Genomic DNA, 15,518 nt, shown 5'->3' with positions numbered 1-15,518 from the left:
AACGGAACGCCAATGTCGTAGCTCACGCAGGTTAGCCTTACCTAACCTGGGCTTTTGCCTCCGCGAGGCAGCACCAGGACGGGGCACGGCGCCGCGCGGACGATCTTTCCCGAGCTCTCGCCGAGAAAGACTTTACGCAGCGGCCCGTCGTGTCTGGACATGCAGGCCAGCAATTCCCCCTTGCCCATCTCAACGCCGCCGAGCGCCTTGGCGATTCCGGCACCGGCCACCGCCTCGGTCGTCACCGTCGCCTCCGGCCCGACCCGCGCGGCCGCGTGGGCGAGATCCCGCTCGGCCTGGGCCAGCTGCCGCTCGACGATCTCGCCCGCGCCCCGGAACCGCGCGGGCAGCCCGGGCGGGCGGAGAACCAGCGTGACCAGCCGGACCGGCAGCCCGAGCGCGGCGGCCAGCGACACCGCCGCGGCCAGGCCGGGCTCGGCGTCCCGGCGCCGCCAGTAGGCGACCGACAGGCGCTCCAGACGGGACGGCGCGTCCTCGGCGTACCCGCGCGGCGCGAGCAGCACGGGCACCGGAGCGCCGTGCAGGAGCTGGTCGGCGGTGCTGCCGATGGCGACGCGGCCCCGGCGCCCGCGCGGCGCGGAGCCGATGACGATCATCTGCGCGCCCGACTCCTTGGCGACCTCGCTCAGCCCCCGGCCGCTCCCCCGATGGGCGTGCACCGTGAACGTCAGATCACGCTTGGGGATCTTGAGACCGGCGAGCCGCCCGGCGGCCCGGTCGAGCGCGGCGCCCGCCTGTTCCTTCAGGTAGGCGACCCATTCGGCGTCCACCGCACCCGGGCCGCGCGCGGGCCAGGCGGGCGGGTGCACGTTGGCGACCGCGAGCGGGGCCCCGGCCGCGCGGGCGACCAGGGCCGCCAGGGCCAGGGCGTCGTCGCCCCGCTCGTCCGGCGAGTAGCCCGCCAGGACGCTCGGCTCGGTCATCGCGGCTCCTTCCGCTCGCGCGCCCGCCCGGCGAGCCCGAGCCGGGAATGGCGCCGTCCGTACCCGAAATAGGCGACCAGGCCGACCAGCGTCCACAGCAGGAACACCGTCCAGGTCGCCCCGCCCAGGCCGATCATCAGGTAGACGCAGAACCCCACGCCCAGCAGCGGCGTCACCGGGTAGAACGGCGTCCTGAAGCTGCGGGGCATGTCGGGACGCGTCCGGCGAAGCACGATGACGCCCACGCTGACCAGGGCGAACGCGAAGAGCGTCCCGATGCTGGTGGCGTCGACGAGCCGTCCGAGCGGGATCAGCGCGGCCAGGGTGGCGATGAACGCGGCCACGATCAGCGTGTTGGCCACCGGCACCGAAGTGCGCGGGCTGACCTTCCGGAAGACGGGCGGGATCAGCCCGTCGCGCGACATCGCGAACAGGATGCGGGTCTGCCCGTACATGACGGTCAGGACGACGCTGGCGATCGCGACCACCGCGCCGAGCGACAGGACGATGGACGGCCAGGAGGCTCCGGTCGCCTCGTCCAGCACCCGGGCCAGCGACGCCTCCGAGCCGCTCAGCTCAAAGCCCTTCCAGTTCATGGCGGCCACGGCGGTGAGCCCGACCGCCACGTAGACCGTGGTCACGATGACCAGCGAGAACACGATGGCCAGCGGCAGGTCGCGCCGGGGGTTCCTGGCCTCCTCTCCCGCGGTGGAGGCGGCGTCGAACCCGATGTAGGAGAAGAAGACCTTCGAGCCCGCCGCGCTGACGCCCGCCCAGCCCATCGGGGCGAACGGCGTGAGGTTGCCCGACCGGAACGCCGTGACGGCCATGACGCAGAAGAAGACCAGCACGCCGACCTTCAGCACCACCATGACGGTGTTGGCGGTGGCGCTCTCGGACGTGCCGCGCAGCAGCAGGAGCATCGCGATGAGCACGACCGCGACGGCGGGCAGGTTGATCACGCCGCCGTTGTCGCCGGGCGAGTTGCTGATCTCCGCCGGCATGGTGAAGCCGAACGACTTGTCGAAGAACTCGTTGAGGTAGGAGCCCCAGCCGACCGCCACGGCCGAGACCGAGACCGCGTACTCCAGCAGCAGGCACCAGCCGCAGACCCAGGCCACCAGCTCCCCGAGCGTGGCGTAGGCGTAGGAGTATGACGAGCCCGACACCGGGATCGTCCCGGCGAGCTCGGCGTAGGACAGGGCGGAGAACAGGGCGGTGACGGCCGCCAGCAGGAAGGCCACCACCACGGCCGGGCCCGCCTTGGGCACCGCCTCGCCCAGCACAACGAAGATCCCGGTGCCCAGGGTGGCACCGACGCTGAACAGGGTGAGCTGGAGCAGGCTCATGGTGCGCTTGAGCTCGCCGCCCTCGCCCTTGCCTCCTTCGGCGACGATGTCGTCGACCGGCTTGGTCCGGGTCAGGCTGTGCAGGACCGACCCGGGTGCCGCGCTCGTCAATTCGCCTCCGTCCCGGGCGGCGCGGTCACGGCCGCGCCGCCGTCTCGTGTCCGGTCACAGGGTGCTGGCCAGCGGCCAGGTGGCGTTGGGCGTGACGATCGTCCCGGCGGTGCCGTCGAGGATGCGCTCGCACGCGTCCAGGCGCCCGATCGCGGCCATGTCGCCGGTGCGCTCGACGAAGCCGCAGACCGCGTCCACCTTGGGCCCCATGGACCCGGCCGGGAAGCTCTCCTGGCGCAGCTCGTGCGGGGTGGTGTGGGCGATGGGCTCCTGCTCGGGCGTGCCGTATCCCAGCATCACGTTGGGCACGTCGGTCAGGATGAGGAACGCGTCGGCCTCCAGCACCTCGGCCAGCAGCGCGGCGGTGAGGTCCTTGTCGATGACGGCCTCGACGCCCTCCAGCTGCCCGACGTCGTTGCGGATCACCGGGACTCCCCCTCCTCCGGCGCAGACCACGACCGTCCCGTTGCGGACCTGCTGCCTGATCAGCCGGGTCTCGATGACCCGCTGGGGCAGCGGCGAGGGCACCACCCGGCGCCAGAACTCGCCGTCCTGTTTGACCGTCCAGCCGTGCTCGCGCGCCAGTCGCTCGGCCTCCTCGCGCTCGTAGACCTGGCCGACGAACTTGCCGGGGTCGTCGAAGGCGGGATCGACCGCCGACACCAGCGTCTGCGTGACCAGGGCCACCACCTGCCGGCCCGGCAGCGCGTTCTGCAGGGCCTGGAGCATCCAGTACCCGATCATGCCCTGGGTCTCGGCGCCGAGCGTGTCCAGGGGGTAGGGACGCTCCAGGTTCGGGTCCCGGACGCTCTGCAGCGCCAGCATCCCGACCTGCGGCCCGTTGCCGTGGGTGATGATCAGCTCGTGCCGCTCGGCCAGCGGGGCCAGCGACCGGACGGCGGTGGTGACCCCGGCCCGCTGCCGGTGGTCGTCGGGCCGTTCTCCGCGCCTCATCAGCGCGTTCCCCCCGAGTGCGACGACGACGCGCACGGGCGCCCCCTCCTGCCTGGGCCGCTCAGCCGAGCGTGGCGACCATGACGGACTTGATGGTGGGCATCCGGTTCTCGGCCTGGTCGAACACGATCGAGGCGGCGGACTCGAAGACCTCGTCGGTCACCTCCAGGGCGTCCAGCCCGGTCTTCTGGAAGATCTCCTCCCCGATCGTGGTCTCCCGGTCGTGGAAGGCGGGCAGGCAGTGCATGAACCGGGCAGCGGGGTTCCCGGTCGCCTTCATGACGGCGGCGTTCACCTGGTAGGGGCGCAGGAGCCTGATGCGTTCGTCCCAGCGCTCCTTGGGCTCGCCCATCGACAGCCACACGTCGGTGAGGACGAAGTCGGCGCCCTTGACGCCCTCGGCGACGTCCTCGGTGAGGGTGATCTCGGCGCCCGTCGCGGCGGCGGCCTCCCGGGCCGGCTTGACGACCAGGTCGGGGTCGGGCCAGAGGGCCTTGGGGGCGACGAGCCGCACGTCCATGCCGAACAGGGCGCCCATCACCGCGTAGGAGTTGCCCATGTTGCTGCGGGCGTCGCCGAGGTAGGCGTAGGTGACCTGGTTGAGCGGCTTGTCGGTGTGCTCGCGCATGGTGAGCGCGTCCGCGAGCATCTGGGTCGGGTGCCAGTCGTCGGTCAGGCCGTTCCACACCGGGACGCGGGAGTACTCGGCCAGTTCCTCCACGTGCCTTTGTTTCGATCCCCGGTACTGGATGCCGTCGAACATGCGTCCCAGCACACGGGCGGTGTCCCGCATCGACTCCTTGTGGCCGATCTGCGACCCGCTCGGGTCGAGGTAGGTGACGTGGGCGCCCTGGTCGTGGGCGGCGACCTCGAACGCGCACCGGGTGCGGGTGGAGGTCTTCTCGAAGATGAGCGCGATGTTCTTCCCGGTCAGCCGGGGCCGTTCGGTGCCGGAGTACTTGGCGGCCTTGAGGTCGGCCGCCAGGTCGACCAGGAAGGCGAACTCCCGGGGCGTGAAGTCCAGTTCCTTCAGGAAGCTGCGTCCGCGCAGGTTGTAGGCCACCTCACGCCTCCCTTTCCAGAGGGCAGCTCATGCAGCGGGGGCCGCCCCTTCCTCGTCCGAGCTCGCTGCCCCGGATGGTCAGCACCTCGACGCCGTTGCGGCTCAGGTGGTTGTTGGTGGTGGTGTTGCGCTCGTAGGCCACGACCACGCCCGGCTCGACGGCCAGGACGTTGGAGCCGTCGTCCCACTGCTCGCGCTCGGCGGCGAAGACGTCCTGCGTCGCGGTGAGCACGACGATCTCGTCCAGCCCGAGGGCGGCGGCGATCGCCGCGTGCATCTCCTCCGGCGCGTGGTCGGTGACCTTGAGCTCCTTGTCGTTGTCACCGGGCTCGACGGTGTAGGACGCCAGCATCCCCATGCCCGCGTACTTGGTGAAGACGCCGTGGTCGACCTGCGTCATCACCGTGTCCAGATGCATGAAGGCGCGCTTCTGGGGCATCCGCAGCGCCACGATCCGGCTCGCCGAGCCCTGGGCGAACAGCGCCTGCGCGAGCATCTCGACGGCCTGCGGCTGCGTCCGCTCGCTCATGCCGACCAGGACGGCGCCGTTGCCGATCACCAGGACGTCCCCGCCCTCGATGGTGGCGGGCGCCATCGCGGTGCCCGAGTTCCAGACGTTGAACCCGCCCGCGTCGGGACGGTCGTAGCCGTCGGTGAACATCGGGTGCCACTGGTAGATCGCCTCCAGGTTCACCGTCTCGCGCCTGCGGGCCTTCTTGCGCATCGCGTTGATCGACACGCCGTCGTAGACCCAGCAGGAGGTGTCGCGGGTGAACAGGTGGTTGGGCAGCGGCGGCAGGACGAAGTCGTCCATGGCCAGGGAGTGGAACGCGATCGACTTGGGTTCGGGGACGCCCTCCAGGAACTCGCGCTTGGTCATGCCGCCGACCAGGACCTCCCCCAGGCGCGGCAGGTCCATCGCGTCGAACCCGTTGCGGACGGCGTCGGTGGCCAGCGGACCGAACCAGTGCGGGTCGATCACCCGGTCCAGGATGTGCTTCTTGGCCTCGGGGATCTCGATCGTCTCGCGCAGCAGATCCATCAGCAGGTGCACCCGGACGCCGCGCGAGCGCAGCAGGCTCTGGAACTCCTCGTGCTCCTCCCCGGCCCGCTGCACCCACAGGACGTCGTCGAACAGCAGGTCGGCGGCGTTGGAGGGCGTGAGGCGCTTCAGCGAGAGGTCGGGGCGGTGCAGCAGCACCTGGCGCAGCCGCCCGACCTCGGACTCGACGTGGAATGTCATGTGCTTCCTCCGAACTCGCCGCGCCGCGCCCTGGTCCAGATGTAGACCGGCACCCCGGCCAGCAGCGTCAGGACGCCGAGCATCACGGCCCGGTCGCCCGATCCGTAAACGATGGCGAACGCGAACAGAAGCGCCGCGCTCGCCATTGCCAGGTCTTTGGTCATCCGGCCCTTGTGGACGCTTCTTCCCCCGGTGACGAGCCAGTAGAGCTGCGCCGCCGCGGAAAAGAAATACGGGATCGCCGTGGTGAACGACGCGAACAGCAGAATGGTGTTGAACGCGTTCTCCGACGCGTGGGCGGACAGCAGCATGAGCGACGACAGGCCCGCCCCGGTCACGATTCCGGCGACGGGGACGCCCCGGTGCGACAGCGTCGCGAACCCCGAGGGGAACAGGCCGTCGCGCGCCGCGGCCATCGGCATCTCGGCGACCAGCATCGTCCAGCCGTTCAGCGCGCCGATCCCCGAGACGATCGCGCAGGCCGCCATGACGCCGCCCCACCCGCTGCCGCCGACCATGTGGTCGACGGCGTCGGCGAACGGCGCGGTGGAGGTGGCCAGCTGGTGGTGCGGAACGGTCCCGAACACCGCCGCGGTCGCCAGCATGTACAGCAACCCGCACACCAGGACGCCGTAGACGCTGGCCCGCCCGATATTGCGGACCGGCTCCCTGATCCGCTCGGCGACCACGCTGACGCTCTCGACCCCGGAGTAGATGAACAGGATCAGCCCGGCGGCCAGCCAGACCGCGCTCCAGGTGGAGTCGCCGCTCGCGTTGAACGGGCCGAAGTTGGCCGAGGAGACGAAGAAGACGCCGACCAGGCCGACGAACAGCAGCGGCACGACCTTCAGCACGGTCGTGACCAGCTGGAACATCCCCGCGCTCCGCACACCGGCGAGGTTGGTCAGGGCGGGGATCCAGAGCCCGGCGAGGCCGATGGCGATCTTGCCGGCCGTGCTGTCCCAGTGCAGGAAGTAGTTGACGTAGCCCACCCAGGCGACCGCGATGCCCGCGTTGCCCGCCCACGCGGTGAGCCAGAACGACCACGCGGTCACGAACCCGGTGAACTCGCCGAACGCGTCGCGGGCGTAGGCGTAGGGGCCGCCGCTGGCGGGGACGCGCGCGCCCAGCCGCCCGAAGACGGCCGCCAGCGCGATCGCCGCGAGGGTCACCGCGGCCATCACCACGAGGCTGAGCGTGCCGATCGAGGCGAGGGACGCGGGCAGCAGGAACACGCCGGTCCCCACGATGTTGCCGACCACCAGCGCGGTGGCGGACGGAAGACCGAGCCGCCCGCCGCCCCGGGTGCCCGTCGCTCCGCCGGAGACATGGCGGACGGCGGCCGCGCGCCGGGCCGGAGCAACCGGCTCTCCCATTCGCGTCCCCCCGCGCCGAAAGTAGAAGCACGCTGGGAATTACCCCCGGCCCCGTCCGGCGAAAACGCGCCCCGACGTTCGCCTCCCATGCGGGGAAACGCTTGCCGCGTTCTTTACCGGGGCAACGCGAAAGGCGGCCGCCCTTTCCGGTGAATGCGGCGCGGGGTCAGCGCTGGGACTGGATCCGGCCCGACCTCTCGTCCGAGCGGGCGTTCTCGGCGGTCCAGGCCACGGCCAGGGTCACGGCGAGCAGGCCGAGCACCATCAGCGCGAAGACCAGGACGACCGGCAGCAGGGCGCGGTGGGCGGGCGGGCCGAGCGCGGCGCCGTCGCGGCCCGACAGGCGCCGGACGTAGTCGGGGTCGTCGGCCGCCGTGCGCCGCGCGATCTCCTCCAGCGCCCGGCGCTCGCCGCCTGAAAGCGTCATTCCGTCCCCCAACATGCCCGTCATGCGCCGTTACTGCACTTAACAGAGGGTTTAACCGATTTGGGGTGCGGCGTCCAAGTGCTTGACCGGAACTTTGCCGTGACGCCGGTCTCACCGGCCCGGCTTTGACCGCCTGAGGGGGCTCCGGCCGCCGGGCCGTCCGGCGGCCGACCTAAAATCGTCTCCATGGCACCCCCCGGAGACGACGCGGTCGCGCTGGCCGACCTGGTCAAGCGCTACGGCGACGCCGCCGCCGTGGACGGGCTCAGCCTGCGCGCGGCCCGGGGCGCCGTCACCGCCCTGCTCGGCCCCAACGGGGCGGGCAAGACCACCACGATCGAGATCTGCGAGGGGTTCCGGCGGGCCGACTCGGGCACCGTCCGGGTGCTCGGCCTCGACCCGTCCCGCGACGCGCGGGCGCTCAAGGCGCGCGTGGGCGTGATGCCGCAGTCCGGCGGCGTCCCGGGGACGGCCAAGGCCGGCGAGTTCCTCCGGCTGATCGCCTCCTTCCACACCACGCCGCTCGACACCGCCGCCCTGCTGGAACGTCTCGGCATCGCCGGGCAGGCCGCCACCCCGTTCCGGCGCCTGTCGGGCGGGCAGCAGCAGCGCCTCTCGCTGGCGGTGGCCATCGTGGGCCGTCCCGACCTGGTCTTCCTCGACGAGCCCACCACCGGCCTCGACCCGCAGGCCCGGCACGCGACCTGGGAGCTGATCGAGGAGCTGCGCGCGGCCGGGGTCTCGGTGGTGCTGACCACCCACCACATGGACGAGGCCGAGCGCCTGGCCGACCACGTCGTCATCGTCGACCACGGCCGACTGGTGGCCGAGGGCAGCCCCGAGACGCTCACCGGGGCCGAACGGCAGCTGCGTTTCCGCGCCCGCCCGGGTCTCTGCCTGGAGGAGCTGCTGTCGGCGCTGCCGATCGGGAGCGCCGCCAAGGAGTCGCCCGCCGGGCACTACCTGGTGGAGGGCGACGTCCGTCCCGAACTGCTGGCGACCGTGACCGCCTGGTGCGCCTCGCACGGCGTCCTGGCCGAAGACCTGCGGATCGAGCGCCGCACCCTCGAAGACGTCTTCCTGGAGCTGACCGGGCGGGAGCTGCGCGCGTGACCACCCTCGACCTCTCCCCCGCGCCGGGAGCCGTCCCGCTCCCCCGCATGATCCTCGCCCAGACCGGCTACGAGGTGCGGACGCTGCTGCGCAACGGCGAGCAGCTCCTGCTCACCATGATCATCCCGGTCGTGCTGCTGGCGCTGTTCTCCACGACCTCGCTGCTCGACCTCGGCCCGGGCGAGCGGGTCGACTTCCTGGCGCCGGGCGTGCTGGCCCTGGCCGTGATGTCCACCGCGTTCACCGGCCAGGCCATCGGCACCGGCTTCGAGCGCCGCTACGGCGTGCTCAAGCGGCTGGGCGCCACCCCGTTGCCACGGTCCGGGCTGATCGCCGCCAAGACCCTCACCGTGGTCGTCGTCGAGGTCCTCCAGGCCGCGCTGATCGGGGCCGTGGCGCTGGCGCTGGGCTGGAGCCCCCACGGCGACCCCGTCTCCGTCGTGGCGCTGGTGCTGCTGGGCACCGCCGCGTTCAGCGGCTTCGGCCTGCTCATGGCCGGGACGCTGCGCGCCGAGGCGACGCTGGCCGCCGCCAACCTGGTCTACGTGCTGCTCCTGGCCGTCGGCGGCGTGGTCTTCCCGCTCGACGAGTTCCCCTCGGGCGTCCGCGCGGCGCTGGAGCTGCTGCCCATCGCGGCGCTCTCCGACGGCCTGCGCGAGGTGCTCCAGCACGGCGCGGCCTTCCCCGGCAAGCCGCTGCTCGTCCTGGCCGCCTGGGCCGTCGCGGGCCTGGTTCTGGCCGCCCGGTTCTTCAAATGGGAGTAACGCATGGCCCTCGCTGAGGCCCCCGGATCGTTCGGCCTGCCGAGGGGCTTCTCCCAGCGCCTCCGGACGCTGTCGCTCGGGTCGGTCCCGCCGCCCGCGCTGATCCTGCTCGGCATCATCTCCGTCCAGGTCGGCGCGGGAATGGCCAAGCACCTGTTCGACCGGCTGTCCCCGACCTCCGCCGTCACCCTGCGGCTGGTCACCTCCGCCATCGTGCTCGGCTTCGTGGCCCGCAAGGCGCTGCGCAACGTGCTGCGCGACCACTCGCGCCGGAGCCTGGCCACCGCGGGCGCGTTCGGCCTGACGCTCGCGGTGATGAACTTCTCGATCTACCAGTCGTTCGCGCGCATCCCCCTCGGCGTCGCGGTGACGATCGAGTTCCTGGGGCCCCTGGCGGTGGCGCTGGCGGCGTCCCGCCGGTTCCGGGACGTGGCCTGGGCGCTGCTGGCCGGGACGGGCATGGTGCTGCTGGCGGGCGGCGGCGACGACCTCGACATGGTCGGCGTGGCCTTCGCGCTGCTCGCCGGGGTCTGCTGGGCGGCCTACATCCTGATCGGCGCCGCCACCGCCAAGCGCTTCTCCGGGACCAGCGGGCTCGCGCTGGCCAGCGTCGTCGGCTCCATCCTGATCCTGCCCATCGGCATCTCCTCCGGCGGCACCCAGCTGATCGACCCCGAACTCCTGCTCATCGGGCTCGGCGTCGGCCTGCTCTCCTCGGTGATCCCCTACTCCCTGGAGGTCGAGGCGCTGCGGCGGATGTCGGCCCGCGTCTTCGGCATCCTCATGAGCCTGGAACCCGCCGTGGCGGCGCTGGTGGGCGTGGCGCTGCTGGGCGAGGTGCTGTCCGTCCGGCAGTGGGCCGCGATCGGCTGCGTGATCATCGCGTGCGCCGGGGCCACGCTCGGCGACCGGAGGCAACCGCCGCCACCCGGCGCGTGAGTGGCGAGCGCCCCCGGCGCCGTGGAAGGATCAAAGGACGCGTCTGAGAGGAGCCGCCGTGCCTGGCTGGGCCGACGAGCAAGGACTGCCGCCCGAGTACTTCGAGGCCGGATCGGCGTCATTCGTCGACTTCCTGCGCCTGCACGCACCCGACATGCTCCCGGTCAACCGGGAGCCGCGGGCCTCGGGCGTCCCGCTCGACCTTCCGCACGGCACCACCGTCCTGGCGCTGACGATCCCCGGCGGCGTCGTGATGGCGGGCGACCGCCGCGCCACCCGGGGCCACCAGATCGCCTACCGCGAGCTGGAGAAGGTCCAGCGGGCCGACGAGTACTCCGTCGTCGCCTTCGCCGGGACGGTCGGCCTCGCGCTGGAGATGGTCCGCCTCTTCCAGGTCGAGCTCGAGCACTACGAGAAGATGGAGACCGTCCCGCTCTCCCTGCCCGGCAAGGCCCGCCGCCTCGGCGCGGTGATCCAGGCCAACCTGGCCCAGGCCATGCAGGGGCTGGCGGTCGTCCCGCTGTTCGCCGGGTACGACCCCGAGTCCGACGGCGGCCGGATCTACACCTACGACATCACCGGCTCGCCGCAGGAGGCCCGCGACTACCACGCCGAGGGCTCGGGCTCCCCGTACGCGCAGGGGTCGCTGAAGAAGCTCTACCGGCGCGACCTGTCGGTCGAGGACGCCGCCCGCGTCTGCGTCCAGGCCCTCTACGACGCCGCCGACGACGACTCCGCCACCGGCGGCCCCGACCAGGCCCGCCGCATCTACCCGGCGGTCACGGTCGTCACCGCCGAAGGCTTCCGCCGCCTGCCCGAAGACCAGATCGCCGCGATCGTCGACGAGACGGTCCGCGCCCGCCACGACCAGCCCGACGGCCCCCGGGCACCACTGCGGTAGAACGTCGGACCCGGCTCCTAGACTCGGCGGTATGGCACGGGCGAACGACGAGGCTGCGGCCCTCATCCAGGAACTGGCTGACCTTCTGTCGATCACCGGAGGCGACGCCTACAAGATCAGGGCGTACGAGAAGGCCGCGCGGGCCATCTCGGGCTTTCCCGACGACATCTCGGGCATGGGCCTCGCCGGGCTCAAGAAGATCCCCACGGTGGGCGAGGCGATCGCCAAGAAGCTCCTCGACTACAACGAGACCGGCACGATCCGCCAGGTCGAGGATCTGCGCGCGCAGATCCCGGCCGGTGTCCGCGCCCTGACCGCGATCCCGACGCTGGGCCCCAAGAAGGCCCTGACGGTCTACCAGGAGCTCGGCATCTCCTCGGTCGCCGAGCTGGCCGAGGCGATCAAGGAAGGGCGGCTGCGCGGCCTCAAGGGCTTCGGCGCCAAGACCGAAGAGAACATCCTGCACGGCATCGACCTGATGCAGCAGAGCGGCGACCGCGTCCTGATCGACCAGGCCCTCGTCGTCGCCGAGGAGATCGTCGCCGAACTCTCCACCGTCACCGGTTGCGAGCGCTGCGTCCACGCGGGCTCGCTGCGCCGCATGCGCGAAACCATCGGCGACATCGACATCCTGGCCGCCTCCGCCGACCCGCGTCCCCTCATGGAGGCGTTCGCCGCGCTCCCCCTGGTCGCCGAGGTCATCGGCGGCGGCGACAAGAAGACCTCGATCCGCACCACCATGGGCCTCCAGGTCGACCTGCGCGTCGTCCCGCCCGAGTCCTGGGGGGCGGCGCTGCAGTACTTCACCGGCTCCAAGGCGCACAACATCCGCACCCGCGAGATCGCCGTCCGCGCGGGCCTCAAGCTCTCCGAGTACGGCCTGTTCGACGCCGACACCGACGAGCTGATCGTCTCCCGCACCGAAGAGGAGGTCTACGAGCGCCTGAACCTGCCGTGGGTGCCGCCCGTCCTGCGCGAGGACACCGGCGAGATCGAGGCCGCGCTCCAGGACGCGCTCCCCCGCCTGGTCACCGTCGACGACCTGCGCGGCGACCTGCACAGCCACACCGACCTCACCGACGGCGTGGCGTCCCTGGAGGACATGGTCGCGGCCGCCGCCGGGCGCGGCCTGGAGTACTACGCCATCACCGACCACGCGCCCGACCTGTTCATGCAGCGCATGACCGACGAGAAGATGCTCGCCCAGCGCGAGCAGGTCCGCGTCCTGCAGAAGGAGTACCCCGACCTCGTCCTGCTCCACGGCAGCGAGCTGAACATCGACCCCGAGGGCAACGTCGACTGGGACGCCGACTTCCTCGCCGGGTTCGACGTGTGCGTGGCCTCGGTCCACTCCCATTTCACCCAGGACCAGGCGGAGATGACCCGCCGCTTCGTCCGGGCGTGCGAGAACCCCCACGTCCACATCATCGGCCACCCCACGGCCCGCCTCATCGGCCGCCGCCGCCCGGTCGACGCCGACTGGGACGAGGTCTTCCGCGCCGCCGCCCGCACGGGCACCGCGATGGAGATCGACGCCTTCCCCGACCGCCTCGACCTTCCGGCCGACCTCATCCGCCGCGCCCAGCGCCTCGGGGTCAAGTTCTCCATCGACACCGACGCCCACGCCGTCGGCCACCACCGCAACATCCGCTACGGCGTCGGCACCGCCCAGCGCGGCTGGCTGACCCCCGACGACGTCATCAACACCTGGCCACTGGACCGCCTCCGCGACTTCCTCACCAAACGCCCCTGATAACCCACGCCCCGCCGAAGGCGAAGGCCGCAGTCTCGGCCCCGGACGGCAGAACCACGCCCGGCCCCCGGCCTCGAACGGCGAGAACCGCGCACGAGAGCCGCGCGAGCCGGGGCCTAGGCGCATTGGGCGGCCTTGACCGCGGGGACCAGGGCACGGCCGGAGGCCAGAGGGGCCCCTCACGGACGAAAGCGGAGGCTACAGGCCCCGGCCTCGAACGGCGAGAACCGAACGCGGAGCGACGTCCGAACCGGGGCTAGGCGGGTTGGGTGGCCTTCGTGGCGGGGGCCGGGGCGGGGGTGGAGGCCAGGGGGCCTCGGTCTCGGGTGGCGAGGACGACGCGGAGAGCGGCGATCCACATCAGGGCGGCGCCGAGCATGTGGAGCACGACCAGCGGCGCGGGGACGTCGGTCAGGTACTGGACGTAGCCGACCAGGCCCTGGGCCAGCTCGATGGCGAACAGCTCCATCGCGCGACGGCGGAGGGCGGCGGGGGCGGCCGAGCGGCGCAGGGCGACCAGGAGGACCACGGTCAGCGCGACGGTCACCCAGGCGAAGACGCTGTGGACGCGGGCGACGTCCTCGATGTTGAAGCCGTAGCGGCGGGCCTCGGCGTCACCGGCGTGCGGGCCCGAGCCCGTGACGACCGTGCCCGCGATCATGACGGCGCCCGTCGCGACGCACAGGGCGACGGCCAGGGCTCGCAGGCGGGGGCCGACCAGGCGGCGGGGCGGTTCGTCGCCCTCGCCCGCGCGCACCCACAGGGCCACGCAGAAGATCAGCAGGGCGGGCGAAACAAGGAAGTGCAGCGACACCGAGGTGGGGTGCAGGTCGGTGAGGACGACGATGCCCCCGATGACGGCCTGCGCGACCACGCTCAGCGGCTGGGCCGTGGCCAGGACCAGCAGGTCACGGCGGCGGGGGCGCAGCCGCAGCGCGGCCACGAAGACCATCAGGCCGATCGCCAGGACGGCGAAGGTCAGCATCCGGTTGCCGAACTCGATGGCCATGTTCAGCATCGGGTGCTCGGCGCTGGAGGTGGGCACCAGGCTGTCGCCGGTGCACTTGGGCCATTCGGGGCAGCCCAGCCCCGACTTGGTGACCCGGACGGCGCCGCCGGTGCCGATGATCCCCGCGTTCCCCAGCACGCCCAGCAGGGCCAGGAACCGCATCGACGCGGTCGTGGGACGCCAGAAGGCGTCGACCGGCCGCTTCAGGGGATTGGAGGATCGCTCAGTCACGGCATTAATCGTAGGGCCGGCCCTCCGTGACCCTGACAGAACCCCCGTGCAGCGTCCTGGTCAGGGGTTGGGGAGGAAGCCGGAGGGGCCTTGGGGGGCCCAGGGCGGGTGGGCGGTGGGGCCTGCGGGGCGTTGGGGGGCTCTCAGGAAGGCTTGGCGGGCCAGGCCCATGAGGTTCAGCAGGGCGTCGCGGCGGGTCTCGAACCAGCGGGGGTCGGCGACGCCCCGGTCGGCGCGCTTGTGCAGCAGGGCGAGCTCGGTGGCGGCGAGCTGGTAGTCGGTCATGGCGCGTCCGGCGGGTGGGCCGCCCACGGCCTTGGCCCAGCGGCGGGCCACGCGGCGGGCGGGCAGGGTGCGCAGCATCTGGATGTCCTGCGGGGTGACCAGGCCGGTCGGGGCGTACATCGGCAGGTAGGTCTCGATGCGCCGGACGGTGGTGCGGCGCTCGACGGCGACGATCACCACCAGGCCGACCAGGATGCAGAAGTCCAGGACGTAGACGACGGCGAGCCCGCCCAGCCCGAGGGTGGTGGCGCCGTTCCAGAGGCCGTGCAGGACCATCGAGGCGGCCAGCCCCACCAGCGGCATCACCATGTAGCCGCGCCGGTGGGTGGCGGCGTAGGCGACGCCGAGGCCGGTCATCGCCGTGAAGATCGGGTGGCTCAGCGGCGCCACGAGGCCGCGCAGGATGAACACGGCCTGGAGCTGCTGGACGCCGCCCTCGTCGTAGGCCCGCATGTAGTAGGTGACGTTCTCCATCATCGCGAAGCCGAGGGCGACCATGCCCGCGTAGATGAGCCCGTCGGCGTAGCCGTCGATCTCGTTGCGGCGGAACCAGAGCAGGCCGAACAGGACGGCGCCCTTGAGGGTCTCCTCCACCAGGGGCGCGCCGAAGGTGGCGCTGACGAAATGGCCCTTGGCCTCGCCGAAGATCGGGACGGTGACGTAGAGCAGCCCGAGGGTGTTGAGGATCAGCGCCCCGAGGACGGCGACCCCGGCGCCCCACATGAACGAGAACACCAGGGTGCGGGCGGGCTCGGGCTCCAGCCGGTCGAGCGTGAGGATCAGGGCGATCAGCAGCGGGATCGGCAGGATGGCCAGGATCACGCCGACCCAGAACCCGGCGCCGCCGAACACGACGTCGAACAGCAGCGCCGCCACGGCGCACAGGGACGACACGGTGAGGCCGACGATCAGGCCGACCGGGGGCCGCCCGGGAATCCGGCCTTCGAGTACCGCCTTGGGATCGACGTGCGCCATGACGCGAGCGTAACGGGCTCATGACCGCCGCGTCGCGACCGGCCTCGGCGGGACGGCGTTTCGTCCGGTGGCCGAGGCGCG

At 72.0% G+C, this 15,518-nt stretch carries 14 protein-coding genes; 5 read left to right on the top strand and 9 right to left on the bottom strand.

Features of this window, described 5'->3' with window-relative positions:
- Positions 1-41 precede the first annotated feature (41 nt).
- The 7 genes from ACQPY4_RS19325 to ACQPY4_RS19295 form a co-directional block, all read right to left on the bottom strand.
- Positions 42-944 carry a universal stress protein gene (locus ACQPY4_RS19325; RefSeq protein ID WP_433338275.1) on the bottom strand — a complete coding sequence of 301 codons (903 nt, stop codon included), beginning with the start codon at positions 942-944 and terminating at the stop codon, positions 42-44.
- Positions 941-2,404, bottom strand: a complete 1,464-nt coding sequence (locus tag ACQPY4_RS19320; RefSeq protein WP_433338273.1) for an amino acid permease — start codon at positions 2,402-2,404, stop codon at positions 941-943. The genes ACQPY4_RS19325 and ACQPY4_RS19320 overlap by 4 nt, the downstream gene beginning before the upstream one ends.
- Positions 2,405-2,458: 54 nt before the next feature.
- On the bottom strand, positions 2,459-3,358 hold the full coding sequence (locus ACQPY4_RS19315) for a carbamate kinase (RefSeq protein ID WP_433338271.1): 900 nt from the start codon (positions 3,356-3,358) through the stop codon (positions 2,459-2,461).
- Between the two features lie 61 nt (positions 3,359-3,419).
- Complete coding sequence (gene argF, locus ACQPY4_RS19310) at positions 3,420-4,421, bottom strand: ornithine carbamoyltransferase (protein WP_433338269.1); 1,002 nt, start codon at positions 4,419-4,421, stop codon at positions 3,420-3,422.
- 1 nt (position 4,422) lies between these two features.
- The gene (locus ACQPY4_RS19305; RefSeq protein WP_433338267.1) at positions 4,423-5,664 is read right to left on the bottom strand and encodes an arginine deiminase; all 1,242 of its coding nucleotides are present in this window, start codon (positions 5,662-5,664) and stop codon (positions 4,423-4,425) included.
- Positions 5,661-7,040 carry an amino acid permease gene (locus tag ACQPY4_RS19300; RefSeq protein ID WP_433338265.1) on the bottom strand — a complete coding sequence of 460 codons (1,380 nt, stop codon included), beginning with the start codon at positions 7,038-7,040 and terminating at the stop codon, positions 5,661-5,663. The genes ACQPY4_RS19305 and ACQPY4_RS19300 overlap by 4 nt, the downstream gene beginning before the upstream one ends.
- Positions 7,041-7,206: 166 nt before the next feature.
- Positions 7,207-7,467 carry a DUF3040 domain-containing protein gene (locus ACQPY4_RS19295; RefSeq protein WP_433338263.1) on the bottom strand — a complete coding sequence of 87 codons (261 nt, stop codon included), beginning with the start codon at positions 7,465-7,467 and terminating at the stop codon, positions 7,207-7,209.
- Positions 7,468-7,653: 186 nt separating this feature from the next.
- Between ACQPY4_RS19295 and ACQPY4_RS19290 the strand changes: the two genes are divergently transcribed.
- The 5 genes from ACQPY4_RS19290 to polX are packed head-to-tail and all read left to right on the top strand — an operon-like array spanning position 7,654 to position 12,937.
- Positions 7,654-8,580: an ABC transporter ATP-binding protein gene (locus tag ACQPY4_RS19290; RefSeq protein ID WP_433338261.1), complete on the top strand. Its 927-nt coding sequence runs from the start codon at positions 7,654-7,656 to the stop codon at positions 8,578-8,580.
- A 47-nt stretch (positions 8,581-8,627) separates the two neighbouring features.
- The gene (locus ACQPY4_RS19285) at positions 8,628-9,344 is read left to right on the top strand and encodes an ABC transporter permease (protein WP_433338956.1); all 717 of its coding nucleotides are present in this window, start codon (positions 8,628-8,630) and stop codon (positions 9,342-9,344) included.
- A 3-nt stretch (positions 9,345-9,347) separates the two neighbouring features.
- A complete protein-coding gene (locus tag ACQPY4_RS19280) occupies positions 9,348-10,283 on the top strand; it encodes an EamA family transporter (protein ID WP_433338259.1) in 936 nt (311 codons plus the stop codon).
- A gap of 58 nt (positions 10,284-10,341) precedes the next feature.
- Positions 10,342-11,184, top strand: a complete 843-nt coding sequence (gene prcB, locus ACQPY4_RS19275) for a proteasome subunit beta (RefSeq protein ID WP_433338257.1) — start codon at positions 10,342-10,344, stop codon at positions 11,182-11,184.
- 31 nt (positions 11,185-11,215) lie between these two features.
- Positions 11,216-12,937 (top strand): DNA polymerase/3'-5' exonuclease PolX, encoded by a 1,722-nt coding sequence (gene polX, locus ACQPY4_RS19270; protein ID WP_433338255.1) that lies wholly within the window; start codon positions 11,216-11,218, stop codon positions 12,935-12,937.
- A 256-nt stretch (positions 12,938-13,193) separates the two neighbouring features.
- On the opposite strand, the gene ACQPY4_RS19265 is transcribed toward polX, so the two are convergent.
- Together ACQPY4_RS19265 and ACQPY4_RS19260 are read right to left on the bottom strand one after the other, a co-directional pair.
- Positions 13,194-14,177 (bottom strand): COX15/CtaA family protein, encoded by a 984-nt coding sequence (locus tag ACQPY4_RS19265; protein ID WP_433338253.1) that lies wholly within the window; start codon positions 14,175-14,177, stop codon positions 13,194-13,196.
- 60 nt (positions 14,178-14,237) lie between these two features.
- On the bottom strand, positions 14,238-15,437 hold the full coding sequence (locus ACQPY4_RS19260; RefSeq protein ID WP_433338251.1) for a PrsW family intramembrane metalloprotease: 1,200 nt from the start codon (positions 15,435-15,437) through the stop codon (positions 14,238-14,240).
- Positions 15,438-15,518 lie beyond the last annotated feature (81 nt).

The sequence above is a fragment of the Spirillospora sp. CA-294931 genome (assembly GCF_050946795.1).
In the GTDB taxonomy this organism is placed as follows: domain Bacteria; phylum Actinomycetota; class Actinomycetes; order Streptosporangiales; family Streptosporangiaceae; genus Spirillospora.
Note: the sequence above shows the minus strand (reverse complement) of the source record. Positions and strands in the feature narration are given on the sequence as shown.

Coding starts and splice junctions, on each gene's coding strand:
- ACQPY4_RS19295 (WP_433338263.1), bottom strand. CDS start 7,467: ATGACGCTTTCAGGCGGCGAGCGCCGGGCGCTGGAGGAGATCGCGCGG.
- ACQPY4_RS19290 (WP_433338261.1), top strand. CDS start 7,654: ATGGCACCCCCCGGAGACGACGCGGTCGCGCTGGCCGACCTGGTCAAG.
- ACQPY4_RS19285 (WP_433338956.1), top strand. CDS start 8,628: ATGATCCTCGCCCAGACCGGCTACGAGGTGCGGACGCTGCTGCGCAAC.
- ACQPY4_RS19260 (WP_433338251.1), bottom strand. CDS start 15,437: ATGGCGCACGTCGATCCCAAGGCGGTACTCGAAGGCCGGATTCCCGGG.
- ACQPY4_RS19300 (WP_433338265.1), bottom strand. CDS start 7,040: ATGGGAGAGCCGGTTGCTCCGGCCCGGCGCGCGGCCGCCGTCCGCCAT.
- ACQPY4_RS19325 (WP_433338275.1), bottom strand. CDS start 944: ATGACCGAGCCGAGCGTCCTGGCGGGCTACTCGCCGGACGAGCGGGGC.
- ACQPY4_RS19280 (WP_433338259.1), top strand. CDS start 9,348: ATGGCCCTCGCTGAGGCCCCCGGATCGTTCGGCCTGCCGAGGGGCTTC.
- ACQPY4_RS19305 (WP_433338267.1), bottom strand. CDS start 5,664: ATGACATTCCACGTCGAGTCCGAGGTCGGGCGGCTGCGCCAGGTGCTG.
- polX (WP_433338255.1), top strand. CDS start 11,216: ATGGCACGGGCGAACGACGAGGCTGCGGCCCTCATCCAGGAACTGGCT.
- ACQPY4_RS19315 (WP_433338271.1), bottom strand. CDS start 3,358: ATGAGGCGCGGAGAACGGCCCGACGACCACCGGCAGCGGGCCGGGGTC.